Source organism: Oryzobacter terrae (assembly GCF_042756445.1).
GTDB classification, from domain to species: domain Bacteria; phylum Actinomycetota; class Actinomycetes; order Actinomycetales; family Dermatophilaceae; genus Oryzobacter; species Oryzobacter terrae.
Genome location: NZ_CP170578.1, coordinates 3006998 through 3025415 on the forward strand (window position 1 = coordinate 3006998; position 18418 = coordinate 3025415).

The 18418-nt window shown below is 67.9% G+C and carries 14 protein-coding genes and 3 rRNA genes; 15 read left to right on the forward strand and 2 right to left on the reverse strand.

Annotated features, from left to right (window positions below):
- Positions 1–223 precede the first annotated feature (223 nt).
- The 14 genes from ACFWN3_RS14355 to rplQ all read left to right on the forward strand — a co-directional run bounded on the left by ACFWN3_RS14355 (position 224) and on the right by rplQ (position 15824).
- Positions 224–1758 (forward strand): 16S ribosomal RNA (locus ACFWN3_RS14355).
- A gap of 419 nt (positions 1759–2177) precedes the next feature.
- Positions 2178–5307, forward strand: a 23S ribosomal RNA gene (locus tag ACFWN3_RS14360).
- Positions 5308–5414: 107 nt separating this feature from the next.
- Positions 5415–5531 (forward strand): 5S ribosomal RNA (gene rrf, locus ACFWN3_RS14365).
- The 16S, 23S and 5S rRNA genes sit together here, the layout of an rRNA operon.
- A 105-nt stretch (positions 5532–5636) precedes the next feature.
- The gene (gene map / locus ACFWN3_RS14370) at positions 5637–6491 is read left to right on the forward strand and encodes a type I methionyl aminopeptidase (RefSeq protein ID WP_377640676.1); all 855 of its coding nucleotides are present in this window, start codon (positions 5637–5639) and stop codon (positions 6489–6491) included.
- Positions 6492–6644: 153 nt separating this feature from the next.
- Complete coding sequence (locus tag ACFWN3_RS14375) at positions 6645–8456, forward strand: methylmalonyl-CoA mutase subunit beta (RefSeq protein ID WP_377640678.1); 1812 nt, start codon at positions 6645–6647, stop codon at positions 8454–8456.
- The gene (gene scpA / locus ACFWN3_RS14380; protein WP_377640680.1) at positions 8453–10609 is read left to right on the forward strand and encodes a methylmalonyl-CoA mutase; all 2157 of its coding nucleotides are present in this window, start codon (positions 8453–8455) and stop codon (positions 10607–10609) included. Before ACFWN3_RS14375 ends, scpA begins: the two co-directional genes overlap by 4 nt.
- Positions 10606–11619, forward strand: coding sequence for a methylmalonyl Co-A mutase-associated GTPase MeaB (gene meaB, locus ACFWN3_RS14385; RefSeq protein ID WP_377640682.1), 1014 nt, complete (start codon positions 10606–10608; stop codon positions 11617–11619). Before scpA ends, meaB begins: the two co-directional genes overlap by 4 nt.
- A gap of 161 nt (positions 11620–11780) precedes the next feature.
- Positions 11781–12002, forward strand: a complete 222-nt coding sequence (gene infA, locus ACFWN3_RS14390) for a translation initiation factor IF-1 (RefSeq protein WP_006946284.1) — start codon at positions 11781–11783, stop codon at positions 12000–12002.
- 32 nt (positions 12003–12034) lie between these two features.
- On the forward strand, positions 12035–12148 hold the full coding sequence (rpmJ, locus tag ACFWN3_RS14395; protein WP_006592630.1) for a 50S ribosomal protein L36: 114 nt from the start codon (positions 12035–12037) through the stop codon (positions 12146–12148).
- Between the two features lie 229 nt (positions 12149–12377).
- A complete protein-coding gene (gene rpsM, locus ACFWN3_RS14400) occupies positions 12378–12755 on the forward strand; it encodes a 30S ribosomal protein S13 (RefSeq protein WP_377640685.1) in 378 nt (125 codons plus the stop codon).
- Positions 12756–12817: 62 nt separating this feature from the next.
- Positions 12818–13222 carry a 30S ribosomal protein S11 gene (gene rpsK / locus ACFWN3_RS14405; protein WP_377640687.1) on the forward strand — a complete coding sequence of 135 codons (405 nt, stop codon included), beginning with the start codon at positions 12818–12820 and terminating at the stop codon, positions 13220–13222.
- Positions 13223–13257: 35 nt separating this feature from the next.
- Entirely contained in the window at positions 13258–13866 is a 609-nt protein-coding gene (rpsD, locus tag ACFWN3_RS14410; RefSeq protein ID WP_377640689.1) for a 30S ribosomal protein S4, read from the forward strand.
- A gap of 146 nt (positions 13867–14012) precedes the next feature.
- Positions 14013–15047, forward strand: coding sequence for a DNA-directed RNA polymerase subunit alpha (locus ACFWN3_RS14415; RefSeq protein WP_377640691.1), 1035 nt, complete (start codon positions 14013–14015; stop codon positions 15045–15047).
- Between the two features lie 36 nt (positions 15048–15083).
- Entirely contained in the window at positions 15084–15824 is a 741-nt protein-coding gene (rplQ, locus tag ACFWN3_RS14420) for a 50S ribosomal protein L17 (RefSeq protein ID WP_377640693.1), read from the forward strand.
- Between the two features lie 78 nt (positions 15825–15902).
- Here rplQ and ACFWN3_RS14425 read toward each other — a convergent pair whose 3' ends face one another.
- Entirely contained in the window at positions 15903–16202 is a 300-nt protein-coding gene (locus ACFWN3_RS14425; RefSeq protein WP_377640695.1) for a DUF2087 domain-containing protein, read from the reverse strand.
- Positions 16203–16211: 9 nt separating this feature from the next.
- On the reverse strand, positions 16212–17501 hold the full coding sequence (locus tag ACFWN3_RS14430; protein ID WP_377640697.1) for an MFS transporter: 1290 nt from the start codon (positions 17499–17501) through the stop codon (positions 16212–16214).
- 41 nt (positions 17502–17542) lie between these two features.
- On the opposite strand from ACFWN3_RS14430, the gene truA reads away from it, so the two are divergent.
- Positions 17543–18385, forward strand: coding sequence for a tRNA pseudouridine(38-40) synthase TruA (truA, locus tag ACFWN3_RS14435; protein WP_377645624.1), 843 nt, complete (start codon positions 17543–17545; stop codon positions 18383–18385).
- Positions 18386–18418 lie beyond the last annotated feature (33 nt).

An 18418-nucleotide genomic window follows, 5' to 3' on the forward strand; every position in this document is an offset into this window, starting at 1 on the left:
AACTCAACAGCGTGTCAAAAATCGATGCCAAGTTTTACCTCGTCGCGTCGTTCTCGTCTTGTCGCCGTTGTGGTGGTGGGGTGGGGGTGGTGCACGATTTTATCCTTTGGTTGATGACGGACAAGCAGTGAATTTTTTTGCTGGTTGTTTGTGCTCAGCCGGGGTTTGAACCCTTTACGGGGTGTAGTTGTTTTCCCTGCTTTCGGGTGGGGGATTGAATACATCAACGGAGAGTTTGATCCTGGCTCAGGACGAACGCTGGCGGCGTGCTTAACACATGCAAGTCGAACGGTGATCTTGAGAGCTTGCTCTTGGGTGATCAGTGGCGAACGGGTGAGTAACACGTGAGTAACCTGCCCCAGACTCTGGAATAACCCCGGGAAACCGGAGCTAATACCGGATACGACACCGAGCCGCATGGTTATGGTGTGGAAAGTTTTTCGGTCTGGGATGGGCTCGCGGCCTATCAGCTTGTTGGTGAGGTAGTGGCTCACCAAGGCGACGACGGGTAGCCGGCCTGAGAGGGCGACCGGCCACACTGGGACTGAGACACGGCCCAGACTCCTACGGGAGGCAGCAGTGGGGAATATTGCACAATGGGCGAAAGCCTGATGCAGCGACGCCGCGTGAGGGATGACGGCCTTCGGGTTGTAAACCTCTTTCAGCAGGGAAGAAGCGAAAGTGACGGTACCTGCAGAAGAAGCACCGGCTAACTACGTGCCAGCAGCCGCGGTAATACGTAGGGTGCGAGCGTTGTCCGGAATTATTGGGCGTAAAGAGCTTGTAGGCGGTTTGTCGCGTCTGCTGTGAAAATCCGGGGCTCAACCCCGGACTTGCAGTGGGTACGGGCAGACTAGAGTGTGGTAGGGGAGACTGGAATTCCTGGTGTAGCGGTGAAATGCGCAGATATCAGGAGGAACACCGATGGCGAAGGCAGGTCTCTGGGCCACTACTGACGCTGAGAAGCGAAAGCGTGGGGAGCGAACAGGATTAGATACCCTGGTAGTCCACGCCGTAAACGTTGGGAACTAGGTGTGGGTCTCATTCCACGAGATCTGTGCCGCAGCTAACGCATTAAGTTCCCCGCCTGGGGAGTACGGCCGCAAGGCTAAAACTCAAAGGAATTGACGGGGGCCCCGCACAAGCGGCGGAGCATGTGGATTAATTCGATGCAACGCGAAGAACCTTACCAAGGCTTGACATGTACCGGAAACATCCAGAGATGGGTGCCCCGCAAGGTCGGTACACAGGTGGTGCATGGTTGTCGTCAGCTCGTGTCGTGAGATGTTGGGTTAAGTCCCGCAACGAGCGCAACCCTCGTTCCATGTTGCCAGCAGGCCCTTTTAGGGTGCTGGGGACTCATGGGAGACTGCCGGGGTCAACTCGGAGGAAGGTGGGGATGACGTCAAATCATCATGCCCCTTATGTCTTGGGCTTCACACATGCTACAATGGCCGGTACAAAGGGCTGCGAAACCGCGAGGTGGAGCGAATCCCAAAAAACCGGTCTCAGTTCGGATTGGGGTCTGCAACTCGACCCCATGAAGTCGGAGTCGCTAGTAATCGCAGATCAGCAACGCTGCGGTGAATACGTTCCCGGGCCTTGTACACACCGCCCGTCAAGTCACGAAAGTCGGTAACACCCGAAGCCGGTGGCCCAACCCCTTGTGGGAGGGAGCCGTCGAAGGTGGGACTGGCGATTGGGACTAAGTCGTAACAAGGTAGCCGTACCGGAAGGTGCGGCTGGATCACCTCCTTTCTAAGGAGCGCTGGCCGACCCTCTTGGGGTCGGTCCAGGCCCTGGTTTGTCCCCGTTCGTGGGGCACCGGGTGCTCAAGGGTGGAACATCGATTATTTGGCACCGCTTGGTCTTGCCGGCACCTAGTACAGCTCCTCTTCGGGGGGTGTGGAACGGGGTCGGGGAGGGTGGCGGTGCCTGACACGTTGTTGGGTCCTGAGGGCTCGGCCGGCCGCTCCTGCCTTGTGGGTGGGGGTGGTTGCCGTTGCTTTTCAGGCCGTGCCGGCCGGCTCCCCGTGTGGGGGTGGGGTGGTGTGGTTGGGACCTTTGCCTCGTGCGAACCGTCGAGCTGTTGGGCTCGGTAGGCGCCGGTGTGGGCGAAGGTGCCGCCCGTATGTTGAGAACTACACAGTGGACGCGAGCATCTTAAAATCTTTGTGCATCAAGTTTTTAAGGGCACACGGTGGATGCCTTGGCACCAGGAACCGAAGAAGGACGTAGGAATCTGCGATAAGCCTCGGGGAGTCGATAACCAGACTGTGATCCGAGGATTTCCGAATGGGGAAACCCGGCTGGAGGCAAGTCCAGTCACTCCCACCTGAACACATAGGGTGGGTAGAGGGAACGTGGGGAAGTGAAACATCTCAGTACCCACAGGAAGAGAAAGCAACCGCGATTCCGTGAGTAGTGGCGAGCGAAAGCGGATCAGGCTAAACCGTATCTGTGTGATACCTGTCAGGGGTTGCAGATGCGGGGTCGTGGGACTTCTCAGTCAGTGCTGACACGCTGGCATGGAGTCAGAAATGTGCGTCATAGTCGAAGGGCATTGAAAGGCCCGGCACAGAGGGTGCGACCCCCGTAGACGAAATGGCGTGCACTCCAGAGAACCATCCCAAGTAGCACGGGGCCCGAGAAATCCCGTGTGAATCCGGCGGGACCACCCGCTAAGCCTAAATATTCCCTGGTGACCGATAGCGGACAAGTACCGTGAGGGAAAGGTGAAAAGTACCCCGGGAGGGGAGTGAAATAGATCCTGAAACCGTGTGCCTACAATCCGTCGGAGCCTCCTTGTGGGGTGACGGCGTGCCTTTTGAAGAATGAGCCTGCGAGTTAGTGCTCAGTGGCGAGGTTAACCCGTGTGGGGAAGCCGTAGCGAAAGCGAGTCCGAACAGGGCGACAGAGTCGCTGGGTCTAGACCCGAAGCGGAGTGATCTACCCATGGCCAGGCTGAAGCGACGGTAAGACGTCGTGGAGGGCCGAACCCACTTAGGTTGAAAACTGAGGGGATGAGCTGTGGGTAGGGGTGAAAGGCCAATCAAACTCCGTGATAGCTGGTTCTCCCCGAAATGCATTTAGGTGCAGCGTCACGTGTTTCTTACCGGAGGTAGAGCTACTGGATAGCCGATGGGCCTCACCAGGTTACTGACGTTAGCCAAACTCCGAATGCCGGTAAGTGAGAGCGTGGCAGTGAGACTGCGGGGGATAAGCTCCGTAGTCGAGAGGGAAACAGCCCAGACCACCATCTAAGGTCCCTAAGCGTGTGCTAAGTGGGAAAGGATGTGGAGTTGCATTGACAACCAGGAGGTTGGCTTAGAAGCAGCCACCCTTTAAAGAGTGCGTAATAGCTCACTGGTCAAGTGATTCCGCGCCGACAATGTAGCGGGGCTCAAGCACACCACCGAAGCTGTGGCATTGACACATTGCCCGGCCACGACTCCTGAGGGATCGTGGTCCAAGCGTGTTGATGGGTAGGGGAGCGTCGTGTGGCCAGGGAAGCGGCGGAGTGATCCAGCCGTGGAGGCCACACGAGTGAGAATGCAGGCATGAGTAGCGAATGACGGGCGAGAAACCCGTCCGCCGAATAACCAAGGGTTCCAGGGTCAAGCTAATCTGCCCTGGGTAAGTCGGGACCTAAGGCGAGGCCGACAGGCGTAGTCGATGGACATCCGGTTGATATTCCGGAACCGGCGAAGAACCGCCCATGACGAACCTCGTGATGCTAAGCGCCTGAAGCCGGCACTTCGTTGCCTCCTTTCGAGGGGGTGACATCGCCGGTGGAGCGCGCGACCCGAGCTGGTAGTAGTCAAGCGATGGAGAGACGCAGGAAGGTAGCCTCCGCGTGGCGATGGTTGTCCACGTCCAAGGGTGTAGGGAGTGACATAGGCAAATCCGTGTCACACATATCCTGAGACCTGATAGTGACCGCGTATGCGGGAAGCAGGGTGATCCTATGCTGCCAAGAAAATCTTCTAGCGAGGTTCGAGCCGCCCGTACCCCAAACCGACTCAGGTGGTTAGGTAGAGAATACCAAGGCGATCGAGTGAATCGTGGTTAAGGAACTCGGCAAAATGCCCCCGTAACTTCGGGAGAAGGGGGGCCCAGACCTTGAAGGACTTCACGTCCTAGGGGAAAGGGCCGCAGAGACCAGGGAGAAGCGACTGTTTACTAAAAACACAGGTCCGTGCGAAGTCGCAAGACGATGTATACGGACTGACGCCTGCCCGGTGCTGGAAGGTTAAGAGGACCGGTTAGACCTTCGGGTCGAAGCTGAGAATTTAAGCCCCAGTAAACGGCGGTGGTAACTATAACCATCCTAAGGTAGCGAAATTCCTTGTCGGGTAAGTTCCGACCTGCACGAATGGCGTAACGACTTCTCCACTGTCTCAACCGCGAACTCGGCGAAATTGCACTACGAGTAAAGATGCTCGTTACGCGCAGCAGGACGGAAAGACCCCGGGACCTTTACTATAGCTTGGTATTGGTGTTCGGTACGGCTTGTGTAGGATAGGTGGGAGACTGTGAAGCCGGCACGCCAGTGTCGGTGGAGTCAACGTTGAAATACCACTCTGGTCGTTCTGGATATCTAACCTCGGTCCGTGATCCGGATCAGGGACAGTGCCTGGTGGGTAGTTTAACTGGGGCGGTTGCCTCCTAAAAGGTAACGGAGGCGCTCAAAGGTTCCCTCAGCCTGGTTGGCAATCAGGTGTCGAGTGTAAGTGCACAAGGGAGCTTGACTGCGAGAGAGACATCTCGAGCAGGGACGAAAGTCGGAACTAGTGACCCGGCGGTGGCTTGTGGAAGCGCCGTCGCTCAACGGATAAAAGGTACCCCGGGGATAACAGGCTGATCTTGCCCAAGAGTCCATATCGACGGCATGGTTTGGCACCTCGATGTCGGCTCGTCGCATCCTGGGGGTGGAGTTGCTCCCAAGGGTTGGGCTGTTCGCCCATTAAAGCGGTACGCGAGCTGGGTTTAGAACGTCGTGAGACAGTTCGGTCCCTATCCGCTGTGCGCGTAGGAAACTTGAGAAGGGCTGACCCTAGTACGAGAGGACCGGGTTGGACGAACCTCTGGTGTGTCAGTTGTCCTGCCAAGGGCACCGCTGATTAGCTACGTTCGGAAGTGATAACCGCTGAAAGCATCTAAGCGGGAAGCACGCTTCAAGATGAGGTTTCCATGCACCATCAGGTGTGAGAGGCTCCCGGCTAGACTACCGGGTTGATAGGCCAGACGTGGAAGTGCAGCAATGCATGCAGCTGACTGGTACTAATAAGCCGACAACTTGATACACACCCAAAGAATTCAAAGCGTGTTCGCGTCCACTGTGCAGTTCCCGAGATACGGACGGGAACCACCCCCCACCCGGGGTGAGACACACCCACATATCTCCATAGAGTTTCGGCTGTCATAGCGAAGGGGAAACGCCCGGTCCCATTCCGAACCCGGAAGCTAAGCCCTTCAGCGCCGATGGTACTGCACTGGTGACGGTGTGGGAGAGTAGGACGCAGCCGGACAAACATTCCCAAAAGGGGAGGGCCCACACGCCCTCCCCTTTTGCGTTCCATGAATGTCGACGAGGCATTCCACCGTGACCAGGACGAGAAGTAGGGTTCACCACCATGGGTCTGTTCAACCGCGACCGCTGCGAGGGCAAGGACGCCGAGCAGCTCGCCGGCATGCGTACCGCCGGCCTCCTCGTGGGCCGCACCCTCGAGCTCCTCGTCGCCGCGGTGCGGCCGGGGATGACGACCCTCGAGCTCGACGCCCTCGCCGAGGCGCACATCCGCGAGCACGGTGGCGTCCCCAACTTCCAGCTCGTCCCGGGGTACCGCCACACGCTGTGCACGTCGGTGAACGAGCAGATCGTCCACGGCATCCCGGGTGAGCGGGTGCTGGTCGAGGGCGACCTGCTCTCCATCGACTGCGGCGCCCAGGTGGGCCGGTGGAACGGCGACGCCGCCGTGAGCCTCGTCGTCGGCGGACCCGCGGCCGCGCGTGCCGAGGACCTCGAGCTCATCGAGGACACCGAGGCCTCGCTGTGGGCCGGCATCCTCGCGCTCCAGGTCGGGTCGAGCCTCTACGACGTGGGGGCCGCGGTCGAGGACAGCCTGACCGACGCCGGCGCCCGGCGGGGCCGCGAGTACGGCATCGTCGAGGACTACGTCGGCCACGGCATCGGCACCTCGATGCACATGGACCCGCAGGTCCCCAACTACCGCGTCTCGGGCAAGGGCCCCAAGGTCGTCGACGGCACGACGATCTGCATCGAGCCGATGGTCGTCCTCGGTGACCAGGACAGCACCGTCCTCGACGACGACTGGACCGTGGCCACGCGCGACGGCTCGCGTGCCGCCCACTGGGAGCACTCCGTCGCCGCGACGGAGGGCGGTCTCACGGTCCTCACCGCCGTCGACGGTGGCGAGGAGCGGCTGCGCGCCCTCGGGGCGCCCTACGTCGCCATCGACCCCGCCTGACCTGCGACGACGTCGTCCCGCCGGTCCGCGGCCGGCCCAACAGCAGCGTGCCCGCGGTGTGCTCGATCTCTCGCCGGTGACCTCCGTGCGCGCGGCTAGGGTGGGTCCGGCGCACGGTCGGCACGAGGCGGTGCGCGACCGAAAGGGAGCACGATGACGGACGGGTCGGTGGCGAACGGTCCCGAGGCCCTCGCCTCGGGGTTCGCGGTGCAGGACCGCGAGGCGTGGCAGGAGCTCGCGGCGGCGGTCCTCAACAAGACCCGCGCCGAGGACGACCGCCTCGACGGGCCGGCCGCGGAGCTGGCCCTCCACCGCACCCTGGCGGGCGGGCTCGACGTCGCCCCGCTGTACCTGCGCGAGGAGCGCGCCCTCGGGGTCCCCGGCGCCATGCCGTTCACCCGTGGGGTCGCCCTGCGCGACGGGACGCTGCCGTGGGACGTGCGCCAGCTCCACGACGACCCCGACCCCGCCCGCTCCCGCGCCGCCGTCCTCGACGACCTCGAGCACGGCGTCACCTCGGTGTGGGTCCACGTCGGTGACGACGGCATCGCGGCCGCGGACCTCGGGGAGGTCCTCGCCGACGTCCGCCTCGACCTCGCGCCCGTCGTCGTCTCGGCGACCGCCGACCAGGCGGCGGCCGCCCTGGCCCTCCACGAGCACGTCGGCGACTCCCCCTCGGTGGGCGGCAACCTCGGCATCGACCCGGTGGGGGCGGCGATCCGCACCGGAGCCACCGCCGACCTGTCGAGCCTCGCGGCGCTCGTCCACCTCGCCGAGCAGCGCGAGGGCTGGCGGGCCGTCACCGTCGACGCCCGGGTCCTCCACGAGGCGGGCGCCACCGAGGTGGACGCCCTGGCCGTCGCCGTGGCCACCGGGATCGCCTACCTGCGCCACCTCGAGTCCGCGGGGGTCGCGCCGGCGGCCGCCTTCGCGCACCTCGAGTTCCGCGTGCCCACCACCGCCGACCAGTTCCTCACGGCCGCGGCCCTGCGGGCGCTGCGGCGCGTGTGGGCCCGGGTCGGGGAGGCGTGCGGCGTGCCCGAGGAACGGCGGGGCGCCCGCACCCATGCGGTGACGAGCCTGCGGATGTTCAGCCGCGAGGACCCGTGGGTCAACGTCCTGCGCTCGACCCTCGCGACCTTCGGGGCCAGCGTCGGGGGAGCGGACGCCGTCACCGTGCTGCCCTACGACACCGTCGCCGGGCTCCCCGAGCGGTTCAGTCGCCGCCTCGCGCGCAACACCCAGATCCTCCTCGCCGACGAGTCGAACGTCGGGCGGGTCACCGACCCCGGTGGGGGCTCCTGGTACCTCGAGGCGCTCACCGACGAGGTCGCCGCGGCCGTCTGGACCCGCTTCCGCGAGGTCGAGGCCGCCGGTGGCGTCGTCGCCGCCCTCGAGGACGGGCTCCTCCACTCCTGGGTCTCCGCCGCGACGGCCGAGCGCGCCGTCGAGCTGTCGACCCGGCGCACCCCGCTCACCGGGGTGTCGACGTTCCCTCTCGCCGCGGAGTCGCCGCTGGAGCGGCGTCCACGTCGGGTCGCCGCCCCCTCCGGGCAGGCACTGCCGCCCCTGCGCGACGCCGCGGTCTTCGAGCAGCTGCGCGACCGGGCCCGCGCCCTCGGCGCGCACGCCACGGTCGTGGTCCGCACCCTCGGCACCCAGCGCGACTTCGGCCCCCGCCAGACCTTCGTCGACAACCTCCTCGCCGCCGGCGGTCTCGCCTCGGGCGAGTCCGGCTCGACCGTGGCCGTCATCGCCTCGAGCCGGGCGGGCTACGCCGAGCACGCCGCCCGGGCGGTCGCCGACCTGCGCGACTCCGGCGCCACGCACGTCCTCGTCGCCGGCCGTTCCCGCGAGCTCGGTGACGACGCCGGCCTCGTCGACGGCGAGCTCCACGACGGGATGGACGTCGTCGCCGTCCTCGACGACCTGCTGACCCGACTCGAGACGGAGGGAGCGCGATGAGCGCCGTCCCCGACTTCACGACCCTCGACCTCGGCGACGGTCGCCCGGCGAGCAGCGAACCGGCCGGTGAGGCGCAGGAGTGGCTGACGCCGGAACAGATCCCGGTCAAGCCGCTCTACACCGAGGCCGACCTCGCCGACCTCGACTTCCTCGACACCGTCCCGGGAGCCCCGCCGTACCTGCGCGGCCCGTACCCGACGATGTACACGACCCAGCCGTGGACGATCCGCCAGTACGCCGGCTTCTCGACGGCCGAGGAGTCCAACGCGTTCTACCGGCGCAACCTGGCCGCCGGGCAGAAGGGCCTCAGCGTCGCCTTCGACCTCGCGACCCACCGCGGCTACGACTCCGACCACCCCCGGGTGACCGGTGACGTCGGGATGGCCGGCGTCGCCATCGACTCGATCTACGACATGCGCACGCTCTTCGACGGCATCCCGCTCGACCGGATGTCGGTGTCGATGACGATGAACGGCGCGGTCATCCCCGTGCTCGCGCTCTTCGTCGTCGCGGCCGAGGAGCAGGGCGTCGCACCGGACCAGCTGACCGGGACCATCCAGAACGACATCCTCAAGGAGTTCATGGTCCGCAACACCTACATCTACCCGCCCGAGCCCTCGATGCGGATCATCAGCGACATCTTCGCGTTCACCAGCCAGCGGATGCCGCGGTTCAACTCGATCTCGATCTCCGGGTACCACATGCAGGAGGCCGGGGCGACGCAGGACCTCGAGCTCGCGTACACCCTCGCCGACGGCGTCGAGTACCTGCGGGCGGGCCAGGCCGTCGGCCTCGACGTCGACCGGTTCGCCCCGCGGCTGTCGTTCTTCTGGGCCATCGGGATGAACTTCTACATGGAGGTCGCCAAGATGCGGGCCGCGCGCCTGCTCTGGGCCCGGCTCGTGCGCGACCAGGGGGCGAGGAACGACAAGTCGCTCTCGCTGCGCACCCACTGCCAGACCTCGGGGTGGTCGCTCACCGCACAGGACGTCTTCAACAACGTCGTGCGCACCTGCATCGAGGCGATGGCCTCGACCCAGGGCCACACCCAGAGCCTGCACACCAACGCCCTCGACGAGGCGATCGCGCTGCCCACCGACTTCTCGGCGCGGATCGCCCGCAACACCCAGCTCGTCCTCCAGCAGGAGTCGGGCACGACGCGCGTCATCGACCCGTGGGCCGGCTCGGCCTACGTCGAGCGGCTCACCCACGACCTCGCCCGCCGGGCGTGGGCCCACATCGAGGAGGTCGAGGCCGCCGGCGGCATGGCCGCGGCCATCGAGGCCGGCATCCCCAAGATGCGCATCGAGGAGGCCGCGGCCCGCACCCAGGCGCGCATCGACTCGGGACAGCAGCCCGTCATCGGCGTCAACCGCTACCCCGTCGACGAGGACGAGCCGATCGAGGTGCTGCGGGTCGACAACGCGGCGGTGCGCGCCAGCCAGGTCGCCAAGCTCGAGCGGCTGCGGGCCGAGCGTGACGAGGACGCCACCCGCGCCGCCCTCCAGCGGCTCACCGACGCCGCGCGCAGCGGGTCCGACGGCTCGCCCGACACCAACCTCCTCGCGCTGGCGATCGACGCGGCCCGGGTCAAGGCCACCGTGGGCGAGATGTCCGCCGCGATGGAGGAGGTCTTCGGCCGGTACACCGCGCAGATCCGTACGATCGGGGGCGTGTACAGCGCCGAGGCGGGGGAGGACGCCACCGTCCGCGCGGCCCAGGACGCCGTCGAGGCCTTCGAGCGCGAGGAGGGCCGCCGCCCGCGCATCCTCGTCGCGAAGATGGGCCAGGACGGGCACGACCGCGGCCAGAAGGTCATCGCCACCGCGTTCGCCGACCTCGGCTTCGACGTCGACGTCGGCCCGCTCTTCCAGACCCCGGCCGAGGTGGCTCGGCAGGCCGTCGAGGCCGATGTCCACGTCGTCGGGGTCAGCTCGCTCGCGGCGGGGCACCTCACGCTCGTGCCGGCCCTGCGCGCCGAGCTCGACGCCCTCGGGCGCCAGGACCTCATGATCGTCGTCGGCGGCGTCATCCCGAACCAGGACTTCGAGGCGCTGCGCGCCGCCGGGGCCGACGCCATCTACCCGCCGGGGACGGTCATCAGCCGGGCCGCGGTCGAGCTCGTCGCCGACCTGCGCGAGCGGCTCGGGTGAGGTCGGTCGACGTCGCCGACCTCGCGGCCGGCGTGCGCGCCGGCTCGCGGCAGCACGTCGCCCGCGCCATCACCCTGCTCGAGTCGACCCGTCCGGAGCACCGCGACCTCGCGGGCGAGCTGCTCGCCGACCTCGCCGACCTCACCGGACGGGCCGTGCGCGTCGGGGTCAGCGGGGTTCCGGGCGCCGGCAAGTCGACCTTCATCAACGCCCTCGGGACGCGGCTCGTCGAGCAGGGGCACCGGGTCGCCGTCGTCGCCGTGGACCCGAGCTCGCGCCGCACCGGTGGGTCGATCCTCGGCGACCGCACCCGGATGGCCGAGCTCACCGCGAGCGACGCGGCCTTCGTCCGTCCCAGCCCGTCGGGGCGCCACCTCGGCGGGGTGGCCCGCGCCACCCGCGAGTCGATGCTCGTCCTCGAGGCCGCGGGGCACGACGTGGTCGTCGTCGAGACCGTGGGGGTCGGGCAGAACGAGATCGCGGTCTCGGAGATGGTCGACACCTTCCTCCTGCTCACCCTGGCCCGCGCCGGCGACCAGCTCCAGGGGATCAAGCGCGGCATCCTCGAGCTCGCCGACGTCATCGCGGTCAACAAGGCCGACGGCGACGGGGCGGCAGCGGCCCGCGTGGCGGCCCGCGAGCTCTCCGGCGCGATGCGGCTGATGATGCCCGGCCCCTCCGCCCGCCGGCCCCCCGTCCTCACCTGCTCGGCCCTCACCGGCGACGGGCTGGACGAGGTGTGGGCGGCGGTCCTGGCGCACCGCGAGCACCTCGAGAGCGAGGGCTCCCTCGAGGTGCGACGGGCCCGCCAGCAGCAGGACTGGATGTGGGCGATGGTCGACGCGCACCTCACCGACGTCGTGCGCGACAGCGCGGCGGTGCGCGAGCAGCGCGCCGAGCTCGAGCGGGCCGTGCGCGACGGCGAGGTGAGCGCCGTCGACGGGGCGGCGCGCATCCTGGCCCTGTTCGAGGACGACGTGCGCGCCCGCGGCACGGGGGAGCCCGGCTGAGCGGGGACGATTTCGTGCTCAGGTGCCTCGTCCCGTACCATTGAACGTCGGTCACGTGTGCGTCCTCCGCATGGGTGCGTCCCAGGCGTGGAACTCCACGGGGCCGATTTCCATGGGCGGATCGACACACGAAGAGTCGCCCAACAGCGGATTGAGAGGGTATGGCCAAGAAGGACGGCGTCATCGAGATCGAGGGCACGATCGTCGAGGCTCTCCCGAACGCGATGTTCAGGGTTGAGCTCACGAACGGTCACAAGGTGCTCGCGCACATCTCCGGGAAGATGCGTCAGCACTACATCCGGATCCTCCCCGAGGACCGTGTGGTGGTGGAGCTCAGCCCCTACGACCTGACCCGCGGCCGCATCGTCTTCCGCTACCGCTAGAACACAGTCATCGACGAGACAGCAAAGGCGACATGAAGGTTCAGCCGAGCGTCAAGAAGATCTGTGACAAGTGCAAGGTGATCCGCCGCAACGGGCGGGTCATGGTGATCTGCGAGAACCTGCGCCACAAGCAGCGCCAGGGCTGACGCGAGTCAGACGCAGCACCGCCCCGTGAGGGGCCGCACGAGTCCGCAGGACTTCGAGCACACGCACACGTGAATGCAGCACGCAGCACCCGACCCCCGACGGGTCACCTGGACATCGCAGGTGGGCGCGGGACGTCACCCTCGGCCCGGAGGCCGAGGACCGGACCAGGATGGGCCGGATCGGTGGCTGCTCCAGACCTCCGGACCACAGAAAAGGAACCATCCACAGATGGCACGTCTTGTTGGAGTGGACCTCCCGCGCGAGAAGCGCGTCGAGGTCGCACTGACCTACATCTTCGGAGTCGGTCGCACCAGCGCGCAGAAGGCCCTCGCGGCCACCGGGGTCAACCCCGACACCCGCGTCAAGGACCTCGGTGACGAGCAGCTCGTCGCCCTGCGTGACTGGATCGACGACAACCTCAAGGTCGAGGGAGACCTGCGCCGCGAGGTGCAGTCGGACATCCGCCGCAAGGTGGAGATCGGGTCCTACGAGGGCCTGCGTCACCGTCGCGGCCTCCCGGTGCGCGGTCAGCGCACCAAGACCAACGCGCGCACCCGCAAGGGTCCCAAGCGCACCGTGGCCGGCAAGAAGAAGGCCGGTAAGTGACGCGCGCCCCGCGCGAGTCACTGCTGCCCCCGCTTCCGAAGACTTCGTAGGAAAGAGAACACATGCCTCCCAAGGGCCGTACCGCGGGCGCCAAGAAGGTGCGCCGCAAGGAGAAGAAGAACGTCGCTGTGGGCCAGGCCCACATCAAGAGCACGTTCAACAACACGATCATCTCGATCACCGACCCCGCCGGGGCCGTCATCGCCTGGGCCTCCGCCGGCCAGGTCGGCTTCAAGGGGTCGCGCAAGTCGACGCCGTTCGCCGCGCAGACCGCCGCCGAGGCCGCCGCGCGTCGTGCCATGGAGCACGGCATGCGCAAGGTCGACGTCTTCGTCAAGGGCCCGGGTTCCGGTCGTGAGACCGCCATCCGCTCCCTGACCGCCGCCGGCCTCGAGGTCGGCTCGATCCAGGACGTCACCCCCAGCCCGCACAACGGCGTCCGCCCGCCCAAGCGCCGCCGCGTCTGAGCGCCACGAGACTTCGCGAAAGGTAAGAGAGACCAATGGCCCGTTACACCGGACCCATCACCAAGAAGTCGCGTCGCCTCAAGACCGACCTCGTCGGCGGTGACAAGAACTTCGAGCTCCGTCCCTTCCCGCCCGGCCAGCACGGCCGTCGCCGGATCCAGGAGAAGGAGTACCTCACCCAGCTGCAGGAGAAGCAGAAGGCCCGCTTCACCTACGGCGTCATGGAGAAGCAGTTCCGTCGGTACTACAAGGAGGCGGCCAACCGCCCCGGCAAGACCGGCGAGAACATCCTGACGATCCTCGAGTCCCGTCTCGACAACGTCATCTACCGCGCCGGCCTGGCCCGCACCCGTCGTCACTCGCGCCAGCTGGTGTCGCACGGCCACTTCGAGGTCAACGGCGTGCGCGTCGACGTCCCGAGCTACCGGGTCGAGCAGTACGACATCATCACGGTGCGCAAGCAGTCGGTCGAGAGCTTCCCGATCCAGCTGGCCCGCGAGACCTTCGGCGACCGCCCGGTCCCGGCCTGGCTCCAGGTCGTCCCCGGCACGCTGCAGATCCTCGTCCACCAGCTCCCGGTGCGCGCGCAGATCGACACCGTGCTGACCGAGCAGCTCATCGTCGAGTTCTACTCGAAGAACTGACCGGGGAGGGGTGTCGCGCGCCGTCGGCGCGCGGCACCCCGAACCGAGGGTGGCCCCACGGACCGATGTGAGGCCGCCGGCGGGAGGAGACTCCCGCGTTTCACTGGGCGTCATATAGCGGTCGCCCGTGGGAAGGAAGAATCACCGTGCTCATCGCACAGCGTCCCGTCCTCTCCGAGGACGTCGTCTCCGAGTCCCGGAGCCGTTTCGTCATCGAGCCCCTCGAGCCCGGCTTCGGCTACACGCTCGGCAACTCCATGCGCCGCACCCTGCTCTCGAGCATCCCGGGTGCCGCCGTCACGAGCCTGCGCATCGACGGCGTCCTCCACGAGTTCTCCACGATCCCCGGGGTCAAGGAGGACGTCACCGAGATCATCCTCAACATCAAGGGCCTGGTCGTCTCCTCGGAGCACGACGAGCCCGTCGTGATGTACCTGCGCAAGCAGGGCGCCGGCGCGGTCACCGCTGCCGACATCGCCCCGCCGGCCGGGGTCGAGATCCACAACACCGACCTGCACATCGCGACGCTCAACGACAAGGGCACCGTCGAGATGGAGCTGACCGTCGAGCGTGGCCGTGGCTACGTCTCGGCGCAGCAGAACAAGTCCGGTGACCAGGAGATCGGCCGCATCCCGGTCGACTCGATCTACAGCCCGGTCCTCACCGTGACCTACAAGGTCGAGGCCACCCGCGTCGAGCAGCGCACCGACTTCGACCGCCTCGTCGTCGACGTCGAGACGAAGAACTCGATGGCCCCGCGTGACGCGCTCGCCTCGGCGGGCAAGACCCTCGTCGAGCTCTTCGGCCTGGCCCGTGAGCTCAACGTCGAGGCCGAGGGCATCGACATGGGCCCCTCGCCGACCGACGCCGCCCTCGCAGCCGACCTCGCGCTGCCGATCGAGGACCTCGACCTCACCGTCCGGTCCTACAACTGCCTCAAGCGCGAGGGCATCCACACCGTGGGTGAGCTCGTGGGGCGCAGCGAGGCCGACCTGCTCGACATCCGCAACTTCGGTGCGAAGTCGATCGACGAGGTCAAGGCCAAGCTCGCCGGCATGGGCCTGGCGCTCAAGGACAGCCCTCCCGGGTTCGACCCGAGCCTCATCGCCGACCGGTACGACGACTTCACCTTCGGTGAGGGCGAGGACGACGCGGCGTACGCCGAGGACGAGCAGCTCTGACCACGCCCCCCGGCGTACTGACCAAGGAGAACAGCAATGCCCACCCCCACCAAGGGTCCCCGTCTCGGAGGCGGCCCCGCTCACGAGCGGCTCATCCTCGCGAACCTCGCGACCTCCCTCTTCGAGCACGACTCGATCACCACGACCGAGGCCAAGGCCAAGCGCCTGCGCCCGCTCGCGGAGCGTCTGGTCACCTTCGCCAAGCGCGGTGACCTCCACGCCCGTCGTCGGGTCATGACCGTCGTGCGCGACAAGGGTGTCGTCCACCGTCTCTTCGTCGAGATCGCGCCCGACATGGCCGAGCGCAACGGCGGCTACACCCGCATCACGAAGATCGGCGCCCGCAAGGGCGACAACGCCCCCATGGCGGTCATCGAGCTCGTCCGCGAGCCCGTCGCCAAGAAGGCCACCGTCAAGGAGGCCGAGGCGGCGACCAAGCGTGCGTCCAAGGACGACGCGAAGCGCAAGGCCGCCCAGGAGGAGGCCAAGGAGGCCGCCGCCGAGACCAAGGCCGCCGAGGAGACGACCGCCGTCGAGGAGTCGACCGTCGTCGAGCTCCCCGCGGGCGCCGTCGCCGCGAACGAGGACGGCTCGGCCCCCGAGGGCTACACCGTCAAGGGCAACGCCGACTCGGGCAAGTACCACGTCGAGGGCTCGCAGTGGTTCGACCAGACCATCGCCGAGTTCTGGTTCGCCGACGCCGAGGCCGCCGAGGCCGCCGGCTTCGAGCCGGCCGGTGGTGCCGCCAAGCAGCAGGTCGAGGACGACGAGGCCTGAGCCTCCCTCACCGACCGACGCGACGGCCCCCCTCCCTCACGGGAGGGGGGCCGTCGTGCGTTCCGGTGGCGCGCGCCCTCAGACGTCGGTCGTGCCGCCGGCCCGCCAGTACTCGCCGTCGCGACGCTCGAGGAACCCGTTCTCGACGAGGTAGCGGCGCAGGGCGGCGTGGTCGGGGTGGAAGCGGTGCATCACCGCGTTGACCTCCGGCTCGGTGTAGCGCCGGCCGATCTCGAACTCCTGGCTGACGTGGTCGAGGACGACGAGGCGCTTCGACAGCTTCGTCGGGATGCTCGACAGGCGCCCGTGGGCGTCGATGAAGGCGCGCAGCACGGTGTCGCGGTGGGCGAGGGCGTCGTGGAGGGCAGGTCGGTCCATGCCCCGACGCTACGGAGCGCCGGCCCGGGGTGCGAGCGAGTTCTCGGAGCGGGTGGCCATGGGGGAGCCCGCGAAGTGGCGTGCGAGCGGGACGAGCCCGAGGACGAGGACCATCGGGAGAGCGAAGCCGACCCGCAGGGTGGTGGTCCCGATCGCCCCGGTGAGGACCGACCCGAGGAGCGCCCCGGCGTAGTTGAACTGGTTGAACCGCGCGATCGTCGCGTCGACCCGACGGCGCCGGGCGGCCTCGTCACCGGCGGCGCCGGCGACGCGGGCGGCCGCCGAGAAGGCCAGGGGCGCCACGACGGCGACGCCGAGCCCGACGACGAAGAACCCGGCGACGGCCACCGGCCAGGTCGCGGCGGGGGCGAACACGACGACGGCGAGCCCGACGAACGCCGTGAGGGCGCCGGCCCGCACGACCGTCGGGGCCCCGAGGCGTGCGGTGGCCGCGTCACCGACGGAGCGGGCGAGCAGGGTGGCGACGAGGTAGGGAAGGGTCGCGAGGGCGTAGAGGTCGGGGGACGTCGGGGGGTCGGTGAAGACGGCGTCGCTGCTGAGGTAGACCGGTCCCCATGCGGTGACGGCGGTGTCGACCGAGTAGAAGAGGACGAGGCCGAGGCCGACGAGGGCGATGGTGCGCCACGGCACACCCAGCGAGGTGGGGTCGTGCGCCTCCGCGCCGTGGTCGCGCGGCAGGAAGGGAGCCGCGAGCAGCGCGACGGGCAGCGCGGTGAGGGCGACGTGCGCGGCCGGGTGGGTCAGCCCGGCGAGGGCGAGGACGCCGAGGGTGGCGAGGAGCCCTCCGGCGGTCCACGCGGCGTGGAAGGAGGGCAGGACCGGGCGCCCGACCCGGTGCTCGACGGCCACCGCCTGCATGTTCGACGCGGCGTCGTTCGCCCCGACGCCGAGGCCGTAGAGCGCGACCGCGAGGACGAGGACCGCCAGGGTCCCCTCGCCGGCGGTGGCGACCCCGACGAGGGCGGTGCCGACCGCGAGCAGCACGAGGGCGGTGCGCACGGCGGCGGCGCTGTCGCGGCGCCGGGCCAGGCCCTCGGCGACGACGGAGCCGACCCCGGCGAGCAGGACGAGCATGAGCATGAGCCCGGACAGCTCGAGCTCATCGAGGTCGAACTGCTCCTTGAGCTGGGGCAGGCGCAGGGTCAGCGCGATGAACAGCAGCCCCTGGACGGCGAAGGCCCCCGCCGCCGCGAGACGGTGGTCGCGCACGGGCCGGCTCGTGGTCGTCGGGGGGCGCGTGCTCACCCGGCCAGTGTGCCCCGGTCGCCCCCGGCGCACCCGGCGGACACCCGGGCCGGGGCTACGCTGTCGCGGTGACGCTGCGGATCCGGGTCGACCTGTCGTACGACGGGACGCACTTCTCCGGATGGGCGGCGCAGCCGGGGCGGCGCACGGTCGAGGGGGCCCTGACGGAGGCCCTGACGACGATGCTGCGCGCCACCGAGCCGGTCCGCCTCACCGTCGCCGGCCGGACCGACGCCGGCGTCCACGCCCGCGGCCAGGTGGTCCATCTCGACGTCGAGGACGAGGCGTGGCAGCGGGTCCGGGGGCGCTCGGGCCGCACCCCCGAGGAGGCCGCCGCCGCGCGGCTGCGCGGGATCCTGCCGGCCGACATCGGGGTCCGCGCCGTGAGCCGCGCCCCCGAGGGCTTCGACGCCCGCTTCTCGGCCGTGCGCCGCCGCTACCTCTACCGGATCTGCGACGACCCCGCGCTCGCCGACCCGCTCCGCCGCCACGACACCGTCGCCGTCCGCGGACCGCTCGACGTGGCCGCCATGGACACGGCCGCCGGGCGGCTCCTCGGCCTCCACGACTTCGCGGCCTTCTGCCGCCGCCGTGAGGGCGCGACGACGGTGCGCACCCTCCTGCGCTACGGCTGGACCCGCGCCGCCGACGGCACCGTCGAGGGCAGTGTCGAGGCGGACGCGTTCTGCCACAGCATGGTCCGCGCGCTGGTGGGTGCCGTCGTGCCGGTGGGGGAGGGCCGGTTCGCCGACGACCTGCCGCTGCGCGTCCTCACGGGCGGCGAGCGCGACCCCAGGGTCACGGTGATGCCGGCCCACGGGCTGTCCCTGGAGGAGGTCGTCTACCCGGACGACGCCGACCTCGCCACGCGCGCCGAGGAGGCCCGCGCCACGCGGACCCTGCCGCAATTGGGGTGAACCCGAGGGCCTGCTCGGGGGAGGATGCATCCT

Coding starts and splice junctions, on each gene's coding strand:
- map (WP_377640676.1), top strand. CDS start 5,637: ATGGGTCTGTTCAACCGCGACCGCTGCGAGGGCAAGGACGCCGAGCAG.
- ACFWN3_RS14375 (WP_377640678.1), top strand. CDS start 6,645: ATGACGGACGGGTCGGTGGCGAACGGTCCCGAGGCCCTCGCCTCGGGG.
- scpA (WP_377640680.1), top strand. CDS start 8,453: ATGAGCGCCGTCCCCGACTTCACGACCCTCGACCTCGGCGACGGTCGC.
- infA (WP_006946284.1), top strand. CDS start 11,781: ATGGCCAAGAAGGACGGCGTCATCGAGATCGAGGGCACGATCGTCGAG.
- rpmJ (WP_006592630.1), top strand. CDS start 12,035: ATGAAGGTTCAGCCGAGCGTCAAGAAGATCTGTGACAAGTGCAAGGTG.
- rpsM (WP_377640685.1), top strand. CDS start 12,378: ATGGCACGTCTTGTTGGAGTGGACCTCCCGCGCGAGAAGCGCGTCGAG.
- rpsK (WP_377640687.1), top strand. CDS start 12,818: ATGCCTCCCAAGGGCCGTACCGCGGGCGCCAAGAAGGTGCGCCGCAAG.
- rpsD (WP_377640689.1), top strand. CDS start 13,258: ATGGCCCGTTACACCGGACCCATCACCAAGAAGTCGCGTCGCCTCAAG.
- rplQ (WP_377640693.1), top strand. CDS start 15,084: ATGCCCACCCCCACCAAGGGTCCCCGTCTCGGAGGCGGCCCCGCTCAC.
- ACFWN3_RS14425 (WP_377640695.1), bottom strand. CDS start 16,202: ATGGACCGACCTGCCCTCCACGACGCCCTCGCCCACCGCGACACCGTG.